At 63.1% G+C, this 19,656-nt stretch carries 15 protein-coding genes, 1 tRNA gene and 2 pseudogenes; 12 read left to right on the forward strand and 6 right to left on the reverse strand.

Annotated elements, in window-relative coordinates:
• Positions 1–78 precede the first annotated feature (78 nt).
• Positions 79–1,107: a tRNA (adenosine(37)-N6)-threonylcarbamoyltransferase complex transferase subunit TsaD gene (gene tsaD / locus HWY30_RS23165; RefSeq protein ID WP_090808412.1), complete on the reverse strand. Its 1,029-nt coding sequence runs from the start codon at positions 1,105–1,107 to the stop codon at positions 79–81.
• A 145-nt stretch (positions 1,108–1,252) separates the two neighbouring features.
• Here tsaD and HWY30_RS23170 point away from each other — a divergent pair, with 145 nt between their 5' ends.
• The 7 genes from HWY30_RS23170 to HWY30_RS23200 all read left to right on the forward strand — a co-directional run bounded on the left by HWY30_RS23170 (position 1,253) and on the right by HWY30_RS23200 (position 10,399).
• Entirely contained in the window at positions 1,253–2,488 is a 1,236-nt protein-coding gene (locus HWY30_RS23170) for a BaiN/RdsA family NAD(P)/FAD-dependent oxidoreductase (RefSeq protein WP_090808414.1), read from the forward strand.
• 49 nt (positions 2,489–2,537) lie between these two features.
• Entirely contained in the window at positions 2,538–2,750 is a 213-nt protein-coding gene (gene rpsU / locus HWY30_RS23175; RefSeq protein ID WP_090808416.1) for a 30S ribosomal protein S21, read from the forward strand.
• Between the two features lie 235 nt (positions 2,751–2,985).
• Positions 2,986–3,432, forward strand: coding sequence for a GatB/YqeY domain-containing protein (locus HWY30_RS23180; protein ID WP_090808418.1), 447 nt, complete (start codon positions 2,986–2,988; stop codon positions 3,430–3,432).
• Between the two features lie 117 nt (positions 3,433–3,549).
• Positions 3,550–5,430, forward strand: a complete 1,881-nt coding sequence (gene dnaG / locus HWY30_RS23185; RefSeq protein WP_090808420.1) for a DNA primase — start codon at positions 3,550–3,552, stop codon at positions 5,428–5,430.
• Positions 5,431–5,521: 91 nt separating this feature from the next.
• Entirely contained in the window at positions 5,522–7,912 is a 2,391-nt protein-coding gene (gene rpoD / locus HWY30_RS23190) for an RNA polymerase sigma factor RpoD (protein WP_090808422.1), read from the forward strand.
• Positions 7,913–8,065: 153 nt separating this feature from the next.
• Positions 8,066–8,153, forward strand: a tRNA-Ile gene (locus tag HWY30_RS23195).
• A gap of 1,103 nt (positions 8,154–9,256) precedes the next feature.
• Positions 9,257–10,399: a porin gene (locus HWY30_RS23200; RefSeq protein ID WP_090808426.1), complete on the forward strand. Its 1,143-nt coding sequence runs from the start codon at positions 9,257–9,259 to the stop codon at positions 10,397–10,399.
• Positions 10,400–10,550: 151 nt separating this feature from the next.
• Here the strand turns inward: HWY30_RS23200 and HWY30_RS23205 are convergent.
• Positions 10,551–11,325 (reverse strand): annotated as a pseudogene (locus HWY30_RS23205) (porin); the annotation flags it as partial.
• A 143-nt stretch (positions 11,326–11,468) separates the two neighbouring features.
• On the opposite strand from HWY30_RS23205, the gene HWY30_RS23210 reads away from it, so the two are divergent.
• Positions 11,469–11,825 (forward strand): transposase, encoded by a 357-nt coding sequence (locus tag HWY30_RS23210; protein ID WP_090808428.1) that lies wholly within the window; start codon positions 11,469–11,471, stop codon positions 11,823–11,825.
• A gap of 18 nt (positions 11,826–11,843) precedes the next feature.
• Here HWY30_RS23210 and HWY30_RS23215 read toward each other — a convergent pair.
• Positions 11,844–12,509: pseudogene (locus HWY30_RS23215) on the reverse strand (Crp/Fnr family transcriptional regulator); the annotation flags it as partial.
• A gap of 124 nt (positions 12,510–12,633) precedes the next feature.
• Here HWY30_RS23215 and HWY30_RS23220 point away from each other — a divergent pair.
• Positions 12,634–14,268 (forward strand): acyl-CoA synthetase, encoded by a 1,635-nt coding sequence (locus HWY30_RS23220; protein ID WP_090808432.1) that lies wholly within the window; start codon positions 12,634–12,636, stop codon positions 14,266–14,268.
• 81 nt (positions 14,269–14,349) lie between these two features.
• Here HWY30_RS23220 and HWY30_RS23225 read toward each other — a convergent pair whose 3' ends face one another.
• Positions 14,350–14,988, reverse strand: coding sequence for a LysE family translocator (locus tag HWY30_RS23225; protein ID WP_090808434.1), 639 nt, complete (start codon positions 14,986–14,988; stop codon positions 14,350–14,352).
• A gap of 489 nt (positions 14,989–15,477) precedes the next feature.
• Between HWY30_RS23225 and HWY30_RS23230 the strand changes: the two genes are divergently transcribed.
• A complete protein-coding gene (locus HWY30_RS23230; protein WP_090808437.1) occupies positions 15,478–15,744 on the forward strand; it encodes an H-NS family nucleoid-associated regulatory protein in 267 nt (88 codons plus the stop codon).
• Between the two features lie 96 nt (positions 15,745–15,840).
• Here the strand turns inward: HWY30_RS23230 and pcaG are convergent, their stop codons facing one another.
• Together pcaG and pcaH are read right to left on the reverse strand one after the other, a co-directional pair.
• On the reverse strand, positions 15,841–16,428 hold the full coding sequence (pcaG, locus tag HWY30_RS23235; protein WP_090808439.1) for a protocatechuate 3,4-dioxygenase subunit alpha: 588 nt from the start codon (positions 16,426–16,428) through the stop codon (positions 15,841–15,843).
• A gap of 3 nt (positions 16,429–16,431) precedes the next feature.
• Positions 16,432–17,136 (reverse strand): protocatechuate 3,4-dioxygenase subunit beta, encoded by a 705-nt coding sequence (pcaH, locus tag HWY30_RS23240; RefSeq protein WP_090808441.1) that lies wholly within the window; start codon positions 17,134–17,136, stop codon positions 16,432–16,434.
• Between the two features lie 112 nt (positions 17,137–17,248).
• Between pcaH and pcaQ the strand changes: the two genes are divergently transcribed.
• Both pcaQ and HWY30_RS23250 read left to right on the forward strand, forming a co-directional pair.
• Positions 17,249–18,202 carry a pca operon transcription factor PcaQ gene (gene pcaQ, locus HWY30_RS23245; protein ID WP_090808443.1) on the forward strand — a complete coding sequence of 318 codons (954 nt, stop codon included), beginning with the start codon at positions 17,249–17,251 and terminating at the stop codon, positions 18,200–18,202.
• A gap of 162 nt (positions 18,203–18,364) precedes the next feature.
• Positions 18,365–19,492 carry a 4-hydroxyphenylpyruvate dioxygenase family protein gene (locus HWY30_RS23250; RefSeq protein ID WP_090808445.1) on the forward strand — a complete coding sequence of 376 codons (1,128 nt, stop codon included), beginning with the start codon at positions 18,365–18,367 and terminating at the stop codon, positions 19,490–19,492.
• The last annotated feature ends 164 nt before the right edge of the window (positions 19,493–19,656 follow it).

The raw sequence follows: 19,656 nt of genomic DNA on the forward strand, positions 1-19,656 counted from the left end.
CCACGCCGTGTCGTTGCGAAAGCATTGAAGCAAAAAAGCCGCTTGTAAAGCGGCTTTTTGTCCTCTTGGGGCGGCGGTTCAGTGCGCGAGCGACGTCAGATCCCAACGCGGCTTCACGGTGAACGCGTAGTCGTGGCCGGCCTGTTCGGGCCAGCGTTGCAAACGCAGCGCGCCGGCCAGCGCGATCATCGCCCCGTTGTCCGTGCACAGCGACAGGTCCGGGTAGTGGACGTAGAAATTGCGCTTCTGCGCGGCGGCCGACAGCGCTTCGCGTAATTGCCGGTTCGCGCCGACGCCGCCCGCCACCACCAGCCGGTTCAGCTTCGAGCGCTTGAGCGCCGCTAGCGATTTCGCGGCCAGCACGTCGACGGCGGCATCGACGAAACCGCGCGCGAGGTCGGCCTTGGCCTGCTCGCAGATGTTCGCGCCGCCCAGCCGGTTCGCGTGCGTGAGCACGGCGGTCTTCAGGCCGCTGAAGCTGAAATCGAGGTCGCCGGAATGCAGCATCGGGCGCGGCAGCACGACTGCGCCGGGTGTACCGAACTCGGCCATGCGCGAGACTTCGGGGCCGCCCGGATAGCCGAGGCCCAGCAGCTTGGCGGTTTTGTCGAAGGCTTCGCCGGCGGCGTCGTCGAGCGTCTCGCCGAGCGTCTCGTAGAAGCCGACGTCCGTCACGCGCATCAACTGCGTGTGGCCGCCCGAGACCAGCAGCGCGACGAACGGGAACGGCGGCGGCTCGTCGACGAGCAGCGGCGACAGCAGATGCCCTTCGAGATGGTGAATGCCCACGGTCGGCTTGTTCCACGCCATCGCCAGCGAATTCGCGACGCTCGCGCCGACCAGCAGCGCGCCCGCGAGCCCGGGCCCTTGCGTGTAAGCGATCGCGTCGATGTCGCCGCGCGCGACGCCGGCGCGCTCCATCACCTCTTCGAGCAGCGGCAGCGCGCGGCGGATATGGTCGCGCGATGCAAGCTCCGGCACGACGCCGCCGTACTCCCGATGCATCGCAATCTGCGAATGCAGCGCGTGCGCGAGCAGGCCGCGCTCCGTGTCGTAGAGCGCGAGACCGGTTTCGTCGCAGGAGCTTTCGATGCCGAGAACGAGCATGATGAATCGCTTGAGACGGGCGCGCGCGACGCGCGTCCGGAAGTGAAAGGTAAGCCCGAAAGTATACCAGCGCGGACAGGCGGCCGCAGGCGGCCGCCTGAGCACGGGCATGGATGCGAGGGCCCGGCAGGTACAATGCGGCCCCATGGAATCCTTCGATATCGCGGTGATCGGCGCGGGCGCGGCCGGCATGATGTGCGCGGCCGTGGCCGGTCAACTCGGCCGGCGTGTGGCGCTGATCGACCACTCGCAGCGTCTCGCGGAAAAAATCCGCATTTCCGGCGGTGGCCGGTGCAACTTCACGAATCTGTATGCGGGGCCGGCCAATTATCTGTCGGCGAATCCGCATTTTTGCCGCTCGGCGCTCGCGCGCTATACGCCGCGCGATTTCATGGCGCTGCTGAAGCAGCATCGCGTGACATGGCACGAGAAGCACAAGGGCCAGCTGTTCTGCGATCAGTCGAGCGACGCGGTCATCGACGTGCTGAAGAACGAGTGCGACGCCGGTGGGGTTGCATGGCGCACGCCGCTGTCGGTCGAAGAGGTGCGCCAGGACGCCGAAGGACAGTTCCTGCTCGGCACGACGGCGGGCACGATCGCCGCCTGTGCGCTCGTGATCGCGACGGGCGGTCTGTCGATCCCGAAGATCGGCGCGACCGATTTCGCATACCGGATCGCCAGGCAGTTCGGCCACAAGTTGATCGACACGCGTCCCGCGCTGGTTCCGCTGACCTTCGCTCCGGCCGACTGGGAGCCGTTCGCGGCGCTATCGGGCGTGTCGCTTGAAGTACAGCTGTCGACTGGCAACACGAAGACCGGCGCCGAATTCACCGAAGATCTGCTGCTCACGCACCGCGGCCTGTCGGGCCCAGGCGTGCTGCAGATCTCGAGCTACTGGCAGCCCGGCGAGCCGATTCACATCAATCTGCTGCCGGAGCGCGACGCCGCGACTGCGCTCATCGACGCGAAAAGCGGCACGAAGCGGCAGATCGCCAATCTGCTATCGGAATGGGTGCCGCAGCGGCTCGCGCATGTGTGGCTCGACACTCACCAGATGGCCGCCGAGGCCCGCGTCGCCGATCTGCCGGACAAGGCGCTGCGCGGCATCGGTGAGGCGCTGTCGCGCTGGACCCTCACGCCGAACGGCACCGAGGGTTATCGCAAGGCCGAAGTGACGCGCGGCGGGGTCGATACGCGCGGTTTGTCATCGACCACGATGATGAGCGCGCGGGTGCCGGGCCTCTACTTCATCGGCGAGGCGGTCGACGTGACCGGTTGGCTCGGCGGCTACAACTTCCAGTGGGCGTGGGCGTCGGGTGTCGCGGCGGGCGAGGCGGCGGCCGAATATGCCCGGGGGCTTGACGGCGCAATGGCTTTGTGAGAAAGCTCTGCTATACTCCTGAACCTTTACAAAGTTCCGTTATTGAAAAATGACGACCGTCCGCGTAAAAGACAATGAGCCGTTCGAAGTCGCCATGCGCCGTTTCAAGCGCACCATGGAGAAAAACGGCTTACTGACCGAACTTCGCGCTCGCGAGTTTTACGAGAAACCCACAGCCGAACGCAAGCGCAAGAAAGCGGCGGCGGTGAAGCGTCATTTCAAGCGTCTGCGTGGCCAGATGCTGCCAAGGAAGCTCTACTGATTCTGGCGTTGCCCCGCTGTACGCGGCGCGGCAGCATCCAAGCCGATGGCGGCACGACAGGTGTCATCATGGCAAACCCGGCCCGTCGGGCCAACCGGCAGGGTCGCATCCACTACGCAAAATTGCGCCAACCCGCTTGAGGAAGACGTCCCAAGCGGGTTTTTGTGCTGATGCGGCGGTATCGCCGCCGTCGACCGGCCGGTTTTTCAACTTTTCAACGCAATTCAGGTGAGTGATGAGTCTCAAGGACCGGATCAACGACGATATGAAAGCTGCCATGCGGGCGCGCGAGACCGAACGTCTCGGGACGATCCGCCTGCTGCTCGCCGCGATCAAGCAGCGTGAAGTCGATGAGCGGGTCACGCTCGACGATGCCGCCATAACCTCCGTCGTCGACAAGATGATCAAGCAGCGCAAGGATTCGATCAGCCAGTTCGAGGCCGCAGGACGTACGGATCTTGCGGACAAGGAAAAGGCCGAGTTGGCCATTCTTTCCGCGTACATGCCTGAGCAGATGTCCGAAGCGGAAATCGTTGCCGAGGTGCAGGCGGCGGTCGCGCAAACCGGCGCTGCCGGCCCGCAGGACATGGGCAAGGTGATGGGCGTGCTGAAGCCGAAGCTGGCCGGCCGCGCCGACATGACCGCCGTCTCCGCTCAGGTCAAGGCCGCGCTCGCTAAGTAACTCTGTCGATTTGTCCGGGTCGCGCGCCTCCTGAAGGCGAGGCGCGGGACCCGGGCGCGGTGTCGAGCCCGGGCTCCGGGCTTGGATTTTGAAGCTTTCCAGGCAGCGTCATTTACTGTGATCCCACCGTCATTCCTGCAGGACCTGCTCAATCGCGTCGATATCGTCGACGTGGTCGGCCGGTATGTGCAGCTGAAAAAGGGCGGCGCGAACTTCATGGGGCTGTGCCCGTTTCACAACGAGAAGAGCCCCTCGTTTACGGTTAGTCCGACTAAACAGTTTTATCACTGCTTCGGCTGCGGTGCGCATGGTACGGCCATCGGTTTCCTGATGGAACACGTGGGCGCGTCGTTTCCCGAGGCGGTCAACGAGCTCGCGCAATCGGTGGGTCTCACCGTACCGCACGAGGCTTCTCCCGGATATGGCGGCGGCGGTGGTGGCGGAGCTGGCGGCGGCCACGCGCCGGCGGCATCGAAGGCCGTGACAACCGCGCTGTCCGATCTCATGCAGACCGCCTGCGACTACTACCGTAAGCAACTGCGCGGTGCGCCGGGCGCGATCCAATATTTGAAGAAGCGCGGCCTGACCGGCGAAGTCGCCGCGCGCTTCGGTCTCGGCTATGCGCCGGACGGGTGGCAAAACCTCGAGGCGGCGTTCCCGAACTATCGCGACGACGCCCTGGTCGAAGCGGGTCTCGTGATCGTCAGCGAAAAGTCGGACGCGCAGGGTCAGAACCGCCGCTACGACCGCTTTCGCGAGCGGATCATGTTCCCGATCCGCAATGTCAAAGGGCAGGTGATCGGCTTCGGCGGCCGCGTGCTCGACGGCGGCGAGCCAAAGTATTTGAATTCACCGGAAACGCCGCTATTTAACAAGGGTAGCGAGCTGTACGGGCTGTTCGAGGCGCGTCTTGCGATTCGAGAGCAACATTACGTGCTGGTCGTCGAAGGTTATATGGACGTGGTTGCGCTGGCCCAATTGGGCTTCCAGAACGCCGTCGCGACCCTCGGCACCGCTTGCACGCCGATTCATGTGCAGAAACTGATGCGCCAGACCGATACGGTCATCTTCAGTTTCGACGGCGACGCGGCCGGCCGGCGCGCCGCGCGTCGCGCGCTCGATGCGTGCCTGCCGCACGCCGCCGACAACCGGACGATCCGTTTCCTGTTCCTGCCCAGCGAGCATGATCCCGACAGCTACGTGCGCGAGTTCGGCACCGAGGCTTTCGCCGAGCAGGTCGAACGGGCGATGCCGTTGTCGCAGTTCATGCTCAACGAGGTGTTGACCGGCAAGGAGCTCGATCAGCCCGAAGGCAAGGCCCGCGCGCTGTTCGACGCGAAACCGCTGCTGCAGGCGTTGCCGGCCAATGCGCTGCGCGCGCAGATCATGCATATGTTCGCAGACCGGCTCGATGTGCCATTCAGCGAAGTCGCGGCGCTTTGCGAAGTCGACGCGCGGATCGCGGCCGCGTCGCGCAGGGCGCCGGCCCGCAAGGACCGGCGCAGCGTGACCGGCATCGAGGAAAAGACGCTGCGCAATCTGGTGATGTATCCGCGCACGGTCGCGATGCTCGACGAAGCGGCCGAAGAGGCGCTGCTCACCGTGACCCGGCACGGCGAACTGTTCGCGGAAGTGACGACGCACGCGCGAGCCCTAGGCGATTCGGCAGCGTTCCAGTTGTTGTCCGATCTCTTGCGAAATGGCGCGAACGCCCCAACTTTCGAGGAAATCTTTCGCAAAATTCTAGACTATGATGAAAACGTCCGGGATTTGCTGCTGAAAGACCCGCAGGACGCGGCCGTCATCGAGGAACGGCGCGAGCAGGAACGAATTGTCGGCGAGGAGCTGAAAGCCGCGATTTTGAAGATGCGATACGACGCTTATTGCGATCGTCTCGAACAGCTTTCGCGACAGTCGCGGCATACGCCGGAAGAGTTTGCCGAGTTTTCGGAGCTCAACCGGAAGCGGGCCGACATGAAGCGTCAACTCGGGCTGTAGCGGAGAGGCCGAAACCTCGGGTGGTATAATCAAAAGTTTCTAGCGGTTTGTTTTTTCAAGGGTTTTCCTAGCAAAGGCGAAAGGCGATGCGATGGCAAAGACGACAGGCGGAAATCATGCAACGGGCTCACGCGCTAAAGAGCGCACCGGAAAAGTTACCGAAGCCAGGCTGACTGCATCCGCCAGAAGAACGTCTGTTGTCAGCGTTGCACCGGCTGCCGGGAAGAAGTCGTCGACCACTGCGGCCGCGCAGGCCGCACCGGTTCGGGCGGCGAAAGCTGTAGCACCGCCGGCTGCCAAGCGGGCGGGTGTCAGAAGCGCAAGGGAAGCGGCTGCCGTTCAGGACGATGCGGTAGCGCGCGTGACTTCAGTATCCACGGTTCAACCGGCTGTTGTCCAACAGCCGGGGGTCGAGACTACAGCCGGTACGGCGAACTCCATGACGAAAAAGCTGAATGAAGTACCCGTCGATGACGATGCAACCCAGACCGAAGAAACCGCTGCTGCCGCACCGGGCAAGCCGGAGAAGGTCAAGGCTCGCGACCGTCGTGCAAAGGAAAAAGCGCTGCTGAAGGATGCGTTCGCGTCGTCGCAGCCTGGCACGGTGGAGGAACTCGAGGAGCGTCGCTCCAAGCTGCGCGCCCTGATCAAGCTCGGCAAGGAGCGCGGCTTCCTCACGTACGCTGAAATCAACGATCACCTGCCGGACAACTTCACCGAGACCGAGGCGATCGAAGGCATCATCAGCACGTTCAACGACATGGGCGTCGCGGTCTACGAACAGGCCCCGGACGCTGAAACGCTGCTGCTCAACGACAACGCGCCCGCGGCTTCGTCAGACGACGAAGTCGAAGAGGAAGCTGAAGTCGCGCTGTCCACCGTCGACTCCGAATTTGGCCGCACCACCGATCCCGTGCGTATGTACATGCGCGAAATGGGCACGGTCGAGTTGCTTACGCGTGAAGGCGAAATCGAAATCGCGAAGCGCATCGAAGACGGCTTGAAGCACATGGTGATGGCCATCTCCGCGTGCCCGACCACGATCGCCGACATTCTCGCGATGGCCGAGCGCGTCGCCAACGACGAAGCGCGCATCGACGAACTCGTCGACGGTCTGATCGACGTCGACGCGGCAGACGCCGACGGCTTCTCCGCGCAGGAGGCGGAAGCGATCGAGAATGAAGACGAGGAAGCCGAGGAAGAGGACGAAGAGGACGAGGAAGAAGACGATGGCGCGGCGCAAGCCACCGCCAACGCCGCGCAGCTCGAAGCGCTGCGGCGCGCGTCGCTCGAAAAATTCGCGTCGATCAGCGAATGGTTCGACAAGATGCGTCGCGCGTTCGAGAAGGAAGGCTACAAGTCCAAGTCGTATCTGAAGGCGCAGGAAACCATCCAGAACGAGCTGATGACGATCCGCTTCACCGCGCGTACCGTCGAGCGTCTGTGCGACACGCTGCGCGCGCAGGTGGATGAAGTGCGTCAGGTCGAGCGTCAGATCCTGCATACGGTCGTCGACAAGTGCGGCATGCCGCGTGCGGAATTCATCGCGCGTTTCCCGGGCAGCGAGACGGACCTCGAATGGGCCGACAAGATCGTCGCCGAAGGTCACGGGTATAGCGCGATCCTCACGCGCAACATTCCGGCGATCCGCGAACAGCAGCAACGTCTGCTCGATCTGCAGGCGCGCGTGGTGCTGCCGCTGAAGGACCTGAAGGAAACCAACCGTCAGATGGCGGCCGGCGAGCTTAAGGCGCGCCAGGCGAAGCGCGAAATGACCGAGGCCAACCTGCGTCTCGTGATCTCGATCGCGAAGAAGTACACGAACCGCGGTCTGCAGTTCCTCGACCTGATTCAGGAAGGCAACATCGGCCTGATGAAGGCGGTGGACAAGTTCGAATACCGTCGTGGCTACAAGTTCTCCACGTATGCGACGTGGTGGATCCGCCAGGCCATTACGCGTTCGATCGCCGACCAGGCGCGCACGATCCGGATTCCGGTTCACATGATCGAAACGATCAACAAGATGAACCGCATCTCGCGTCAGATCCTGCAGGAAACCGGTCTCGAGCCGGATCCGGCGACGCTGGCCGAGAAGATGGAAATGCCGGAAGACAAGATCCGCAAGATCATGAAGATCGCGAAGGAGCCGATCTCGATGGAAACGCCGATCGGTGACGACGACGATTCTCATCTGGGCGACTTCATCGAAGATACGAACACGGTCGCCCCGGCGGATGCGGCGTTGCACGCGAGTATGCGCGACGTCGTGAAGGACGTGCTCGATTCGCTGACGCCGCGCGAAGCGAAGGTGTTGCGCATGCGTTTCGGTATCGAGATGAGCACGGATCACACGCTCGAAGAAGTCGGTAAGCAGTTCGACGTGACGCGTGAGCGAATTCGTCAGATCGAGGCGAAGGCGCTGCGCAAGCTGCGTCATCCGAGCCGTTCGGACAAGCTGAAGTCATTCCTCGAAGGGAATTGACGGCGACGGCCGCGGTTGGCCGCAAATGATGCGATCAAAGGGGCCTCCCGGTCGTTTCGCCGAAGCGAAGCGGTTGCGGAGGCTCCTTTTTCGTGTAGTATGTCGGCCAATCAACAAAACGGGCCCGGCCTTCACGACCGGGTCTTTTTTCTTGGGCTGGACGCCGTGTTGGTTGCAGGCAGTGGACTCATAATCCACCTCCGAAAGGACATCGTGGGTTCGAATCCCACCCGGCCCACCAAAGTATCGAAAAAAGGGTTCCGAATTCCGGAACCCTTTTTTGTTTCTGGGCGGCCTTCGGCTGCCTCAGCTGGGCGACCCAGTGCCAGCCTCAACCCCGGCGAGGGGCGTCCGTTGCCCCACACACCGCCCGACACCGACCCGCTCGCGCCAGGCTCCTCGCCCGCGGACGAGGAGGCGCTTAAGCGCGCTCCGCGCCAGCCATAAGCGGTGATCACGCGTAATCAGGGAAACCCCGTGTAAAAGCGGGCGCAACCCCGCCCTTAATTGAATGCGAAAGGCTTGTTGATGCATGCCGTCCGCTTTCAGCGCGGGTCTTGTCACGCGGTGGCCGGCGTCGCAATTCACCTCCGGGCAACGCCCATGCTGAAGGTTTTTTCGAATCGCACGCGCATCTTATAGAGACGTGACAGAGGGTGCTCGCTAAAGCGAGAAATCAGAAGACCGCCGCAATGGCAGTGTCTCAATAGCGAATGCTGATTCGACGCGGTGGGCTCGAACCGTTGCGCTGCTCGGGGGCGGCAGCGATTGCCTGCCTCGGTCAATAAAGATTAGGTGAATAAGCCGTCTTGGTGATTCGACGAGTTAATCGCCCCGCCGGAAACCATTAATTGGCGGATGCGCGAGCAGGACTGCATTTAACTCTATTAAGTTCCGGCGCTCCAAAAATAAATCTCAAACGACGCGGAAAACCGTCACTTCAACCATTTGATTACAAAAAATATCGGCCGGTCTTTTCGTCAGTTTGCTCCGACCCGATTACGTCACGCGTATTAAAGCACTGTTGCAAACGCGCAACTCAGGATATTGAGGCGTTGCAAATTCGTTTTGGCTGGAGCTGTCGATCCGGCCCCTCGATCTTGCAATAAACGGTGGAAAAACAAGAAGTTATCCCCATCGGCTCTAACATTGTTGCGAATTTCGAAAGATCCTGTTGCGGGAATTGCCTGCGTCGGTACCAGGGTGTCCCCCTACACTCACGCTTCGCTTCAAGGGTGCCCGGTCGATCCCCACGGTTCGGCCAAGCGGGCGGCGGCAAATGCGATGCATCGGCTGCTGAAGCAGGTCCTGCTCCCCGTATAAATTTTTCGAATTGGAGTTCCCATGAAAAAGAGTCTCATCGTCGTTTCGGCTGCCGCATCGTTCGCTTCGGTCGCTCACGCACAAAGCAGCGTGACCCTGTACGGTCTGCTCGACGCAGGTCTGACGTACACCAGCAACGTTGCCCACAACTCCAAGTGGGCAGCAGGTAGCGGCGGCATCAACCAGAGCATGTTCGGCCTGCGTGGTTCGGAAGATCTGGGCGGCGGTCTGAAGGCAATCTTCACGTTGGAAAGCGGCTTCAACATCAACAACGGCAAGTACGCTAACAACAACGGCATGTTCAACCGCCAGGCCTTCGTCGGTCTGTCGAGCTCGCAATTCGGTACGGTCACGCTGGGTCGCCAGTACGACGCAGCGCAGGACTACCTCGCACCGCTGACCGCAACGGGCAGCTGGGGCGGCACGTACTTCGCGCACCCGTTCAACAACGACAACCTGAACACCAACGGTGGTCTGTCGGTCAACAACTCGGTCAAGTACTCGAGCGCTAACTACGCTGGCTTCACGTTCGGCGGCACGTACGGCTTCTCGAACCAGGCTGGTGGCTTCGCAAACAACCGTCAGTACAGCTTGGGCGCCGCATACCAGTGGCAAGGCCTGCACCTCGGTGCTGCCTACGCTCAGCAAAACAACCCGGCTGCTAACGCAAGCGGCGCATCGGACGGCGTTCTGGCGAACACCGCGGGCGTGCTGCAAGGCGATTTCCGTCAGCGTCAGTTCGGCGCAGGCGCTTCGTACGGCTTCGGCCCGGCGCTGGTTGGCGTGGCATGGACGCAATCGCGCGTCGACAACCTGGTTGGTGAAGCTCCTGGTCAGCGTCAAGGCCACACCAACAACTACGAAATCAACGGCAAGTACAACGTGACCCCGGCTATGGCTCTCGGCGTCGCGTACACGTTCACCGACGCGCGCGGCTACGGCATCAACGCCGACGGTAACGACATGAAGACCCGTTACCACCAGATCGGCCTGCAGGCTGACTACTCGCTGTCGCGTCGCACCGACGTCTACGCTCAGGCTGTGTACCAGCACGCAATGGGTGACGGCGGCGTGGCTTCGATCTACAGCGGCGACAACACGGTTCCGACCTCGTCGTCGAAGAACCAGACGGCTGCTACGGTCGGTCTGCGTCACCGCTTCTAAGCTTCAGCAGAAGCTGCCTGTAGTACACAAAGGTGCCGTTCGCGGCACCTTTTTTTATGCGGGCGGCAGACCGGTGAGCCGGTTTCCGTATGCGGGGCGAAAAAACGGGCGTCCCTGGGACGCCCGTTTTGCCATGACGACGTGAAACGATTCAGAAAATTGTCCGCAAACCGAGCGCAACGCCGGTCTGGTTGTCGCGGCCCGGCAGTTCGACCGACGCCGCGCCCGACACCTTGTCGAAATCGACGGTGCCGTACACCTCGGTGCGCTTCGACAGCGCGTACTCGGCCAGTGCGACGAACGTGTAGCGATAGCCACTGCCGAGCTGACCAGCGCCGATCGCCGCGTTCGACATGTGGTCGTAGTACGCGGCGCCCGTCAGCGTCAGCGCGCGCGTGGCCTGCCACGTGACGCCGGCGAACGGTCCGTTGTCGATGCGGCCCGAGCCCTTGACGATATCGACGCCCGGCACGAGCGTCTGCTGCGCGAGCGCGCTGTCGACGAAGCCGGTGTCGCCTTCGAATGCAGATAGCCGACGTACAGTTTCGTCGAGCTGAACGCATAGACCGCGTTCGCGTTGAAGATGGTCTGCTTGTGATTGCTGTTGTCGCTGTTCTGCTGCACGCCGGCCGCGACCGGCAGCGGACCCGCCGCGTACGACTGCGTGAAGCCGTACATGTTGCCCGCGCCGAGATGGCCTGGCACCTGTCCCAAGAAGCCGCCGTCGCCGGTCGATTCCGAGTTCGTGCCGATGAGTACATCGCGGCCACCGTCAGGCCTTTGAACGTGCCCGTGTACCTGATCGCGTTATCGGCGTAAACCCCCGCGCCGAGCGCGCCAGGCAGCCACGAGTTCTCGTTGTAGTTGCCGACCGTGAGCGGGTCGTAGGTATCGCCGAGCAGAGGTCTTCCGAGCCGCGCAGACCCCAGCGGCTGTTGGTGATCGCGCCGTTCCTGTGACAAAAGTTGACTTTCTCCCAGGCAAGCTGCGAGTAGTCTCGAGCGAATTGACGTATCGACACGACTTTCGGAGCGACGCCAGCACGCGTTTTACGCGCGCGCTTTCACGCATGAATAGTCCATCTTCCGAATCCATCGAGACCTCGTCAGTCGTTCAGGAGCTGACCGACGAGCAATGGCAGCGGGTCGCGCCGCTGTTACCTGAAACCTTGCATGATGACGGCCCGCGCCGTGGTCGTCCGCCGATCGAAATTCGCCACGTGCTCAACAGCGTGTTGTGGGTGCTGCACGCGCGCGCGCCGTGGAGCGCAATGCCCGAGCACTACGTCCCGTACCAGACCGCGCATCGCTACTATCTGCGCTGGAAAAAAACGGGCGTGTTGAGCGCGATCATGCTCGCGCTGTTCAAGACCGACGACGCTCTCGAAACGCGCGCGACGCGCAAGGGCGGCGTGCGCGCCGGGTAGCGAGCGCCAGTCGCGTCGCTAGATCTGTTCCCGCCCGTACGCGGCCAGCCGCTCGAGATCGAGCACCTCGATCCGGTTATACGACAGTCGCAAAATCCGCAGCTTCTCGAGGTTCTGCAGCGCCTGATTGATGCGCTGCCGCGACACTCCCGCGAGCAGACCGACTTCTTCCTGTGAAATCGCCAGTGTGCGACCCGTGTCCGGATACAGATCCGGATTGAACAGCTGCGCGAGCGATTGCGCGACGCGTGCGTCCACGTCTAGCAGCCGGGTGTTCTGGATCGACGCGATGAATTCCCCCATCCGGTTGTTCAATTGCCGGATCACGAAGCCCGTGAACGGCAGACTCGATTCGAGCAACGCATGGAAGGTCGCGGACGGCACGAACATCACGAGCGACGGCTGGATCGCGGCCACGTCGTATTTGCGCAATTCGCGCTTGATCACGCTGCCTTCGCCGAACCAGCCGCCCGGCGGCACGCCCGACAGCGTGCAGCTGCGGCCCGATGCGTTGTAGATAGCGAGCCTGATGAGCCCCGAGTGCACGCCGATCCAATAGTCGGACGGTTGCTGGCGGCGGCCGATCCACGCACCGCCTTCAAAGTGCTCGGCGTGTGCGCTGGCGAGCACCATCGCCTGATGATCGGCGGCGAGCGCGCGAAACCACGCGCACGCGACGAACAATCGCGCCACTCTGTCATTTGAATGACAGACAGTTCATGACGACAATTGCTAGGCTAGGCCCTGGTTCATTCACAGAACACGGTCAACAATCGGCGGCGCGGCTCGCGCCTCAGGAGACGAAGCAATGACACAGCACATGTTCGACGAAGGCCTCGGGCGGCGCGAGGCCAATTATGTCCCGTTGACGCCGATCGATTTCCTCGTGCGCGCAGCGCAAGTGTATGGCGAGCGGCTCGCGATCGTCCATGGGGAGATCCGCCGCAACTGGCGCGAGACCTATGAGCGTGCGCGGCGGCTCGCCAGCGCGCTGCACGAGGCCGGCATCGGCCGCGGCGACACGGTCGCCGCGCTGCTGCCGAACATCCCGCCGATGGTCGAGGCGCACTTCGGCGTGCCGATGGCCGGCGCCGTGCTGAATACACTGAACACGCGGCTCGACGTCGCGACGCTGCTGTTCATGCTGCGCCACGGTGAGGCGAAGGCGCTGATCGTCGACACCGAATACGGCGAGTTCGCGCATCGCGCGGCGCTAGAATTCCCGGAGCTCCGCGTGATCAGCGTGGCCGACGCGCAGCCCGCCGACGCCGCGCAGTTCATGCGCGCGACGGACTACGAGCAGTTCCTGCAAACCGGCGACCCTTCCTTCGAGTGGACTCCGCCCGCCGACGAATGGGACGCGATCGCGCTGAACTACACATCGGGCACGACCGGTGACCCGAAGGGCGTCGTCTACCATCACCGTGGCGCGTATCTGAACGCGCTGAGCAACATCCTCGAATGGGACATGCCGAAGCACGCGGTCTATCTGTGGACGCTGCCGTTGTTCCACTGCAACGGCTGGTGCTTTCCGTGGACGGTGGCCGCCCGCGCGGGCGTCAACGTCTGTCTGCGCAAGTTCGACGCGAAGATCGTGTTCGAATTGATTCGTCGCGAACACATCACGCATTACTGCGGTGCGCCGATCGTACAGAGTTCGCTCGTGAATGCGCCGGCCGAATGGCGCGGGGGCATCACGCATCGCGTGTCGACGATGGTCGCGGGCGCCGCGCCGCCGCCCGCGGTGATCGCGAAGATGAAGCAGATCGGCTTCGATCTGACGCACGTGTACGGGCTCACCGAAACCTACGGGCCGGCGGCTGTCTGCGCAAAGCAGGACGAATGGGACGCGCTCGACGATCAAATCCGCGCCGACCTGACCGCGCGCCAGGGCGTGCGTTATCACCTGCAGGCGGCGGTCGCGGTGCTCGATGCGGACACGCTCGCGCCGGTGCCGGACGACGGCGAAACGATCGGCGAGATCATGTTTCGCGGCAACATCTGCATGAAGGGCTATCTGAAGAACGAGCGCGCGACCGAAGCGGCTTTCAAAGGCGGTTGGTTCCATACCGGCGATCTCGGCGTGCGCACGGCCGACGGCTATATCCGCATCCGCGACCGCAGCAAGGACATCATCATTTCGGGCGGAGAGAACATTTCGAGCATCGAGGTCGAGGACACGCTGTACCGGCATCCCGCGGTGTCGGTGGCGGCGGTGGTCGCGATGGCCGATCCGAAGTGGGGCGAGGTGCCGTGCGCGTTCATCGAGTTGAAGGAAGGCGCGCAGGCGACCGAGGAGGAAATCATCGCGCACTGCCGGCTGTTTCTGGCCGGCTACAAGTTGCCGAAGGCGGTGCGCTTTGGCGAGTTGCCCAAGACGTCGACGGGGAAGATCCAGAAGTTCGAGTTGCGCGCGCGGATCAAGGCGGAGGGAAAAGGGTAACGCGCCGCGATTACCGCTGATTCAGGGCGGCGCGAGTGGCGCGCATCGAGTCACGACGGTGCGCGCCGCTTCGGGTTGCCGTCAAATTCCCACCTTGTGCGCGTTAAAAATCAGCCGCAGGCCCAGCGCGGTCACCGCGCTCGCGGCGATGCGATCGATCCACCCCTTCCAGCGCAGATAGATTTCGCGCGGCCGTTGGCTCGAAAAGCACAGTGCGACCATCGTGTACCAGCCCGCCTCGATCGCGAAGATCGCCGGCGGCAGCGCGAAATAGCACCACACCGGCGGATGCTGCGGCAGCAGCGCAGCGAAGATACTGCCGTAATAGACAGCCGTTTTCGGATTGCTGAGCTGCGTGCTCAAGCCGATCCAGAACGACTTGCGCGGATTGCCGCCGCTGCCGGTTCGCGTTTCGCTGAACGCGAGCGGCTTCGCGGCGCCGCGCCAGATTTTCGACGCCAGATAGACCAGGTAGACGCCGCCGGCCACTTTCAGCCCGACGTAGAGCCATTCGACCGTCGCGAGCAGCGTATAAAGCCCGAGCAGCGCGATGCCGCTAAAAAACACACCGCCGATACCCATGCCGAGCGCTGTCGCGAGACCGTCGCCGCGCGACAGACCGATCGCATTGCGTGCGACGATGACGAAGCTGGGCCCCGGACTCATCGCGCCCAATAGCAGCGCGGCGAGGATCGTGAGGATGGCGGTCGAGGCGGGCATGGTCGTGTCTCCTGATGTCGGGCCGATGCCAGATGTTCTGGCGAATACAGAGTCTCGCATTGTCCGCCAGTCGCGCGGCGGAAGCCACGAATACCGAAAACTCGGAAGTCGCGCAATCAGTGAAATTAGAAAAAGTTCTTTGCTGCGGCCCAAATACATCGAATGCTAGAATGACTTTCCATACGCGGAAGCTCCCTCGTCACGACGAGGCGACGCACGACGCGAAACACGGGCGCAATTCGAGCCACGCCGATTTTTCGAGTAGCCGATTCGCTTGATTCCAGCGCTTCAACTCAGGCGCTTTACTTCAGGCGCTTTAATTCAGGATCTGACAGGCATCTCTTGCAAATGCGGGTTTTCACGCATTTGCATGGATCGCGTGAATTCGTCGAATTGCTTCCATTCAAATTGAATTACGCACGAGCCTCGCGTTGCTATGCGAGTTGCCCGTTTGTCTAATGCCAGCAAGAGCTGCGACACCAATACGTTATGAAACAACGAGAAGGACAACAACGACTGTTCGAACGCGACGAGAACCTGCGCGAGCGCATGATCGCGTGGATCCGCCGACGCATGGACGACCACGGCATCACATTCGAAGCGCTGGCCGAATCGCTCGAAGCCGATGCGAACGCCGTGGCCGCAGTGCTGTATCGCGACGCGTTCGGTAACACGTGGGACGGTCGCGGCGATAAACCGGCGTGGCTCGCGCGCGCGATTCACGCCGGACAAAGCATCGATCATTTCCGCTGCTGAGCGCGCGCAGGCGCACCGCGAAACGCCCGCGCGAAAAAAAGCCCGCGCAAGGCGGGCTCGATCTTTACTGCGCGGAGTCTCGCGACGAATCGCGCATCACAGGTCGAAAAACACGGTTTCCTGATCGCCCTGCATGTGGATGTCGAAGCGATACAGGTTGGCCGTACCGGCAACGCGGCGCGCGATCAGCGTATTACGGCGCTCGGCCGGCACCGACGCCAGCACGGTGTCCTGCTCGTTCGCCCGCGCTTCGTCCTCGAAATAGATGCGCGTGAACGTGTGCAGCAGCATGCCGCGCATCGTCAGGATTACGTCGATGTGCGGCGCTTCGTCGGGATTCGCGCGGCCCGGCTTCACCGTCTCGACGATGAAGCGCTTGTGCGGATCCGTGCCCGTACCGACGCGCGCAAAGCCGTGAAAGCCGGTCTTCAGGATTTCTTCGCGCGATTCCGGATAGTGGCCGTTCGAGTCGACTTGCGACATCTCGATCATCGCGTCGCCGATCACCTTGCCGTCGCCGTCGAACACCTGACCGACGATCGTGATGTGCTCGCCGGCCGCTTCCATGTCGGCCAGAACGTTCGTGAACAGGCTCTTGAAGTCGAAATCGTATTGCTGCGGGCAAAGACCGTAGGCGAAGTACGGACCAACGGTTTGCGAAGGCGTTTGCTTGAGAGTCGTCATGGCTTAGCGCTCCATCGGGGTTTCGTTCGGGCCGCGCAGCACGATGTCGAAATCGTAGCCGAGCGCGTAGGCCTCTTGCGTGGTGTCGAGCGAGAACTTCGAGACCATGCGCTCACGGGCGTGCTCGGGCGTGCCCTGGTAGATCGGGTCGAATGCGAGCAGCGGATCGCCGGGAAAGTACATCTGCGTGACGAGACGCGAGCCGAAGTGGTCGCCGAATAGCGAGAAATGGATGTGCTGCGGACGCCAGGCGTTCGGATGGTTGCCCCACGGATACGCGCCCGGCTTGATGGTCATGAAGCGGTAACGGCCTTCGTTGTCGGTGATGCAGCGGCCCGCGCCGAGGAAGTTCGGGTCGAGCGGCGCGTCGTGCTGGTCGGCCTTGTGCACATAGCGGCCGGCGGCGTTCGCTTGCCAGACTTCCACCAGCGTGTTGCGCACCGGGCGGCCGCCTTCGTCGAGCACACGGCCCGTCACGATGATGCGCTCGCCGAGCGGTTCGCCATTGCGCACCGCGTTGCGGGTCAGGTCGCTGTCGAGCGGGTCGAGGTCGTCGGTGCCGTAGACCGGCACGCGCTGGTCCCGCAGCCGTTCCTTCAGCGGAATCAGCGGACGCGACGGACCGCGTTTGACCGACGAACCGTACGGCGGATAGATGTACTCGGGATGGGACGCGAAATCTCGCGGCGAAAGAATTGAATCTTCCATGAGGTGTCTCCGTTGGAGGAATCGGGGGGATGCGACGTTATGACTCGCACTTTATACAAAGCGTGCGGTTATGAAAAATGACGTTTTTGCCCGTTTCGTATAACCTTCCGTTATGCAACGCAGTCTCGCGGATAGCCGCGTCAAATTCCGTCATCTCCAGTGCTTTCTGGCCGTCGCGCAGTTCGGCAGCGTCCAGCGGGCGGCGGACAGTTTGTCCATCACGCAGCCGGCGGTATCGAAGACGGTCGCCGAGCTGGAGACCATTCTCGGCGTGAAGCTGTTCGAGCGCGGCCGTCACGGCGCAGTGCCGACGCGCGAGGGGCAGCTTTTCATGCCGCACGCGAGCGCCTGCGTGAGCGCGCTGCGCCAGGGCGTCGATCTGCTTGCGCGGGCCGAGGGCGCGGCCGCCGCGACGCTCGAAGTCGGTGTGCTGCCCACTGTCGCCGCGGTGCTGGTACCGCCCGTGCTGAGACAGTTCGCGACGCAGTGGCCGCGCGTGATCGTGCGCCTCGCGACCGGCGCAAATCCGGAATTGCTCGAACGCCTGAAAGCGGGGTCGATCGAATTCGCGATCGGCCGCCTCGCGGACCCGGAGCGGATGGTCGGCCTGAGTTTCGAGCAACTGTTTACCGAGCCGCTGATCGCGGTCGTGCGCGCCGGGCATCCGCTGGCGCAAGGGAAGGCCTTGCCCGCCACGTCGCTGGAGGAATTTCCGATCGTGCTGCCGCCGTTCGGCACGCTGATCCGCCAATCGGCCGAGAGCCTGCTCGGCGCGTGGGGCGTGCCGCCGTTGTCGGCGTTCGTCGAGGTGTTGTCGGTATCCACGGGGCGCGCGCTGACGCTCGAAAACGGCGCGGTGTGGTTCGTGCCGCAAAGCGCGGTCGAATACGAACTCGCGCACGGCATGCTGGTGCGCTTGCCGCTGCCGTTTGCGGGCACCGGCGAGCCGGTGGGGCTGATTCGTCGCTCGGATACGCAGCCGTCGACGGTGGGACGCGCGTTCATCGAGGCGGTGCGCGAGGTCGCGCGGGGCAGACGGTTGCGAACGCCCCGCGACCCGGTGTAAAAACACGGTGCGAAAGCCGCCACAGACCGTTGTTCCTGCGGCACGCCGAGTGCGCGCCACGAGCGAGCACGCATCACGCAGCCCCTCGCGAACGACCGGAACACTTCGCGCCGAACCCGGAAAGACCGGCCCCGCGTCGAAGGACCGTACAAGGAGATTGCCATGCCCAGCGACTTGCCCACTCCAGAGGCCGCGCAGCGCGCCGTATTGGCGCCGCAGCACAATCCGCTCGGCACGGCCGGCCTCGAGTTCGTCGAGTTCGCCGCGCGCGATCCGCAGGCGCTCGGCGAGACCTTCACGCGGCTCGGCTTCAAGGCGATCGCGCGTCATATCAGCAAGGATGTGACGCTGTATCGCCAGGGCGAGATGAATTTCCTGATCAACGCGGAGCCCGATTCGTTCGCAGCGCGCTACGCGGAAGAATACGGGGTCGGCATCTGCGCGATCGGGATTCGCGTCGCCGACGCACAGCGCGCGTTCGAACGCGCGGTGGAACTCGGCGCGTGGGCGTTCGAAGGCGAACGCCTCGGTGCCGGCGAACTGCTGATTCCGGCCATTCAAGGCATCGGCGATTCGCACATCTATTTCGTCGATCGTTGGCGCGGGCGCGGCGGTCAGCGCGGCGGCCTCGGCGATATCTCGATCTTCGACATCGACTTCCGGCCCATCGAAATCGACACGGCCGCAGCCGATCTGAATCACGCGGGCAGCGGCCTGATCGCGGTCGACCATCTGACGCAAACCGTTGGCGAAGGCCGCATGCAGGAGTGGATCGACTTCTATCGCGACCTGCTGAATTTCCGCGAGATCCGCGAGCTGCACGCCAACTGGCATGTCTCGGCGGAATCGCGCGTGATGGTGTCGCCGTGCGGCGCGATCCGCGTGCCGCTGTACGAGGAAGGCACGGGCCGGACCAACTTGATGCACGAGTATTTGCCCGATCATCCCGGCGAAGGCGTGCAGCACATCGCGCTCGCCACCGACGACATCTTCGCGTGCGTCGAGCGTCTGCTCGCGAACGGCGTCGAATTCGTCGAGCCGCCGCCGCGCTACTACGAGCAGCTCGATGCACGTTTGCCGGGCCACGGGCTCGATGTCGAGCGACTGCGGCGCACGCATGTGCTCGTAGATGGCGAGATCGGCGCGGACGGCGTGCCGCTGCTGTTTTTCCAGACCTTCGTGCGGCGTCGCGCCGGCGAGATTTTCTTCGAGATCGTGCAACGCCGGGGGCATCATGGCTTCGGCGAAGGCAATCTCGCCGCATTGGCCCAGGCGCGCACCGGCAGCTGAACACTGCGCGCAGTCGCATGCGTGATTGGATCACTCACGCATGCGGTTTTCGTCGCGTCACGCCCCCTCGGGCAGAAGTGGCGCCGTTGGTTCGGACAGTCAGATCGAATTTATAAGTGGAAGAGCCGGGGTCATCAAGCTGCCGATTTGATCGCTGGCAGCGT

It is taken from the genome of Paraburkholderia tuberum STM678 (genome assembly GCF_902833905.1).
Classification (GTDB): Bacteria; Pseudomonadota; Gammaproteobacteria; order Burkholderiales; family Burkholderiaceae; genus Paraburkholderia; species Paraburkholderia tuberum.

Coding starts and splice junctions, on each gene's coding strand:
- HWY30_RS23250 (WP_090808445.1), top strand. CDS start 18,365: ATGCCCAGCGACTTGCCCACTCCAGAGGCCGCGCAGCGCGCCGTATTG.
- pcaH (WP_090808441.1), bottom strand. CDS start 17,136: ATGGAAGATTCAATTCTTTCGCCGCGAGATTTCGCGTCCCATCCCGAG.
- rpoD (WP_090808422.1), top strand. CDS start 5,522: ATGGCAAAGACGACAGGCGGAAATCATGCAACGGGCTCACGCGCTAAA.
- pcaQ (WP_090808443.1), top strand. CDS start 17,249: ATGCAACGCAGTCTCGCGGATAGCCGCGTCAAATTCCGTCATCTCCAG.
- HWY30_RS23220 (WP_090808432.1), top strand. CDS start 12,634: ATGACACAGCACATGTTCGACGAAGGCCTCGGGCGGCGCGAGGCCAAT.
- rpsU (WP_090808416.1), top strand. CDS start 2,538: ATGACGACCGTCCGCGTAAAAGACAATGAGCCGTTCGAAGTCGCCATG.
- tsaD (WP_090808412.1), bottom strand. CDS start 1,107: ATGCTCGTTCTCGGCATCGAAAGCTCCTGCGACGAAACCGGTCTCGCG.
- HWY30_RS23230 (WP_090808437.1), top strand. CDS start 15,478: ATGAAACAACGAGAAGGACAACAACGACTGTTCGAACGCGACGAGAAC.
- pcaG (WP_090808439.1), bottom strand. CDS start 16,428: ATGACGACTCTCAAGCAAACGCCTTCGCAAACCGTTGGTCCGTACTTC.
- HWY30_RS23170 (WP_090808414.1), top strand. CDS start 1,253: ATGGAATCCTTCGATATCGCGGTGATCGGCGCGGGCGCGGCCGGCATG.
- HWY30_RS23200 (WP_090808426.1), top strand. CDS start 9,257: ATGAAAAAGAGTCTCATCGTCGTTTCGGCTGCCGCATCGTTCGCTTCG.
- HWY30_RS23180 (WP_090808418.1), top strand. CDS start 2,986: ATGAGTCTCAAGGACCGGATCAACGACGATATGAAAGCTGCCATGCGG.
- HWY30_RS23210 (WP_090808428.1), top strand. CDS start 11,469: ATGAATAGTCCATCTTCCGAATCCATCGAGACCTCGTCAGTCGTTCAG.
- HWY30_RS23225 (WP_090808434.1), bottom strand. CDS start 14,988: ATGCCCGCCTCGACCGCCATCCTCACGATCCTCGCCGCGCTGCTATTG.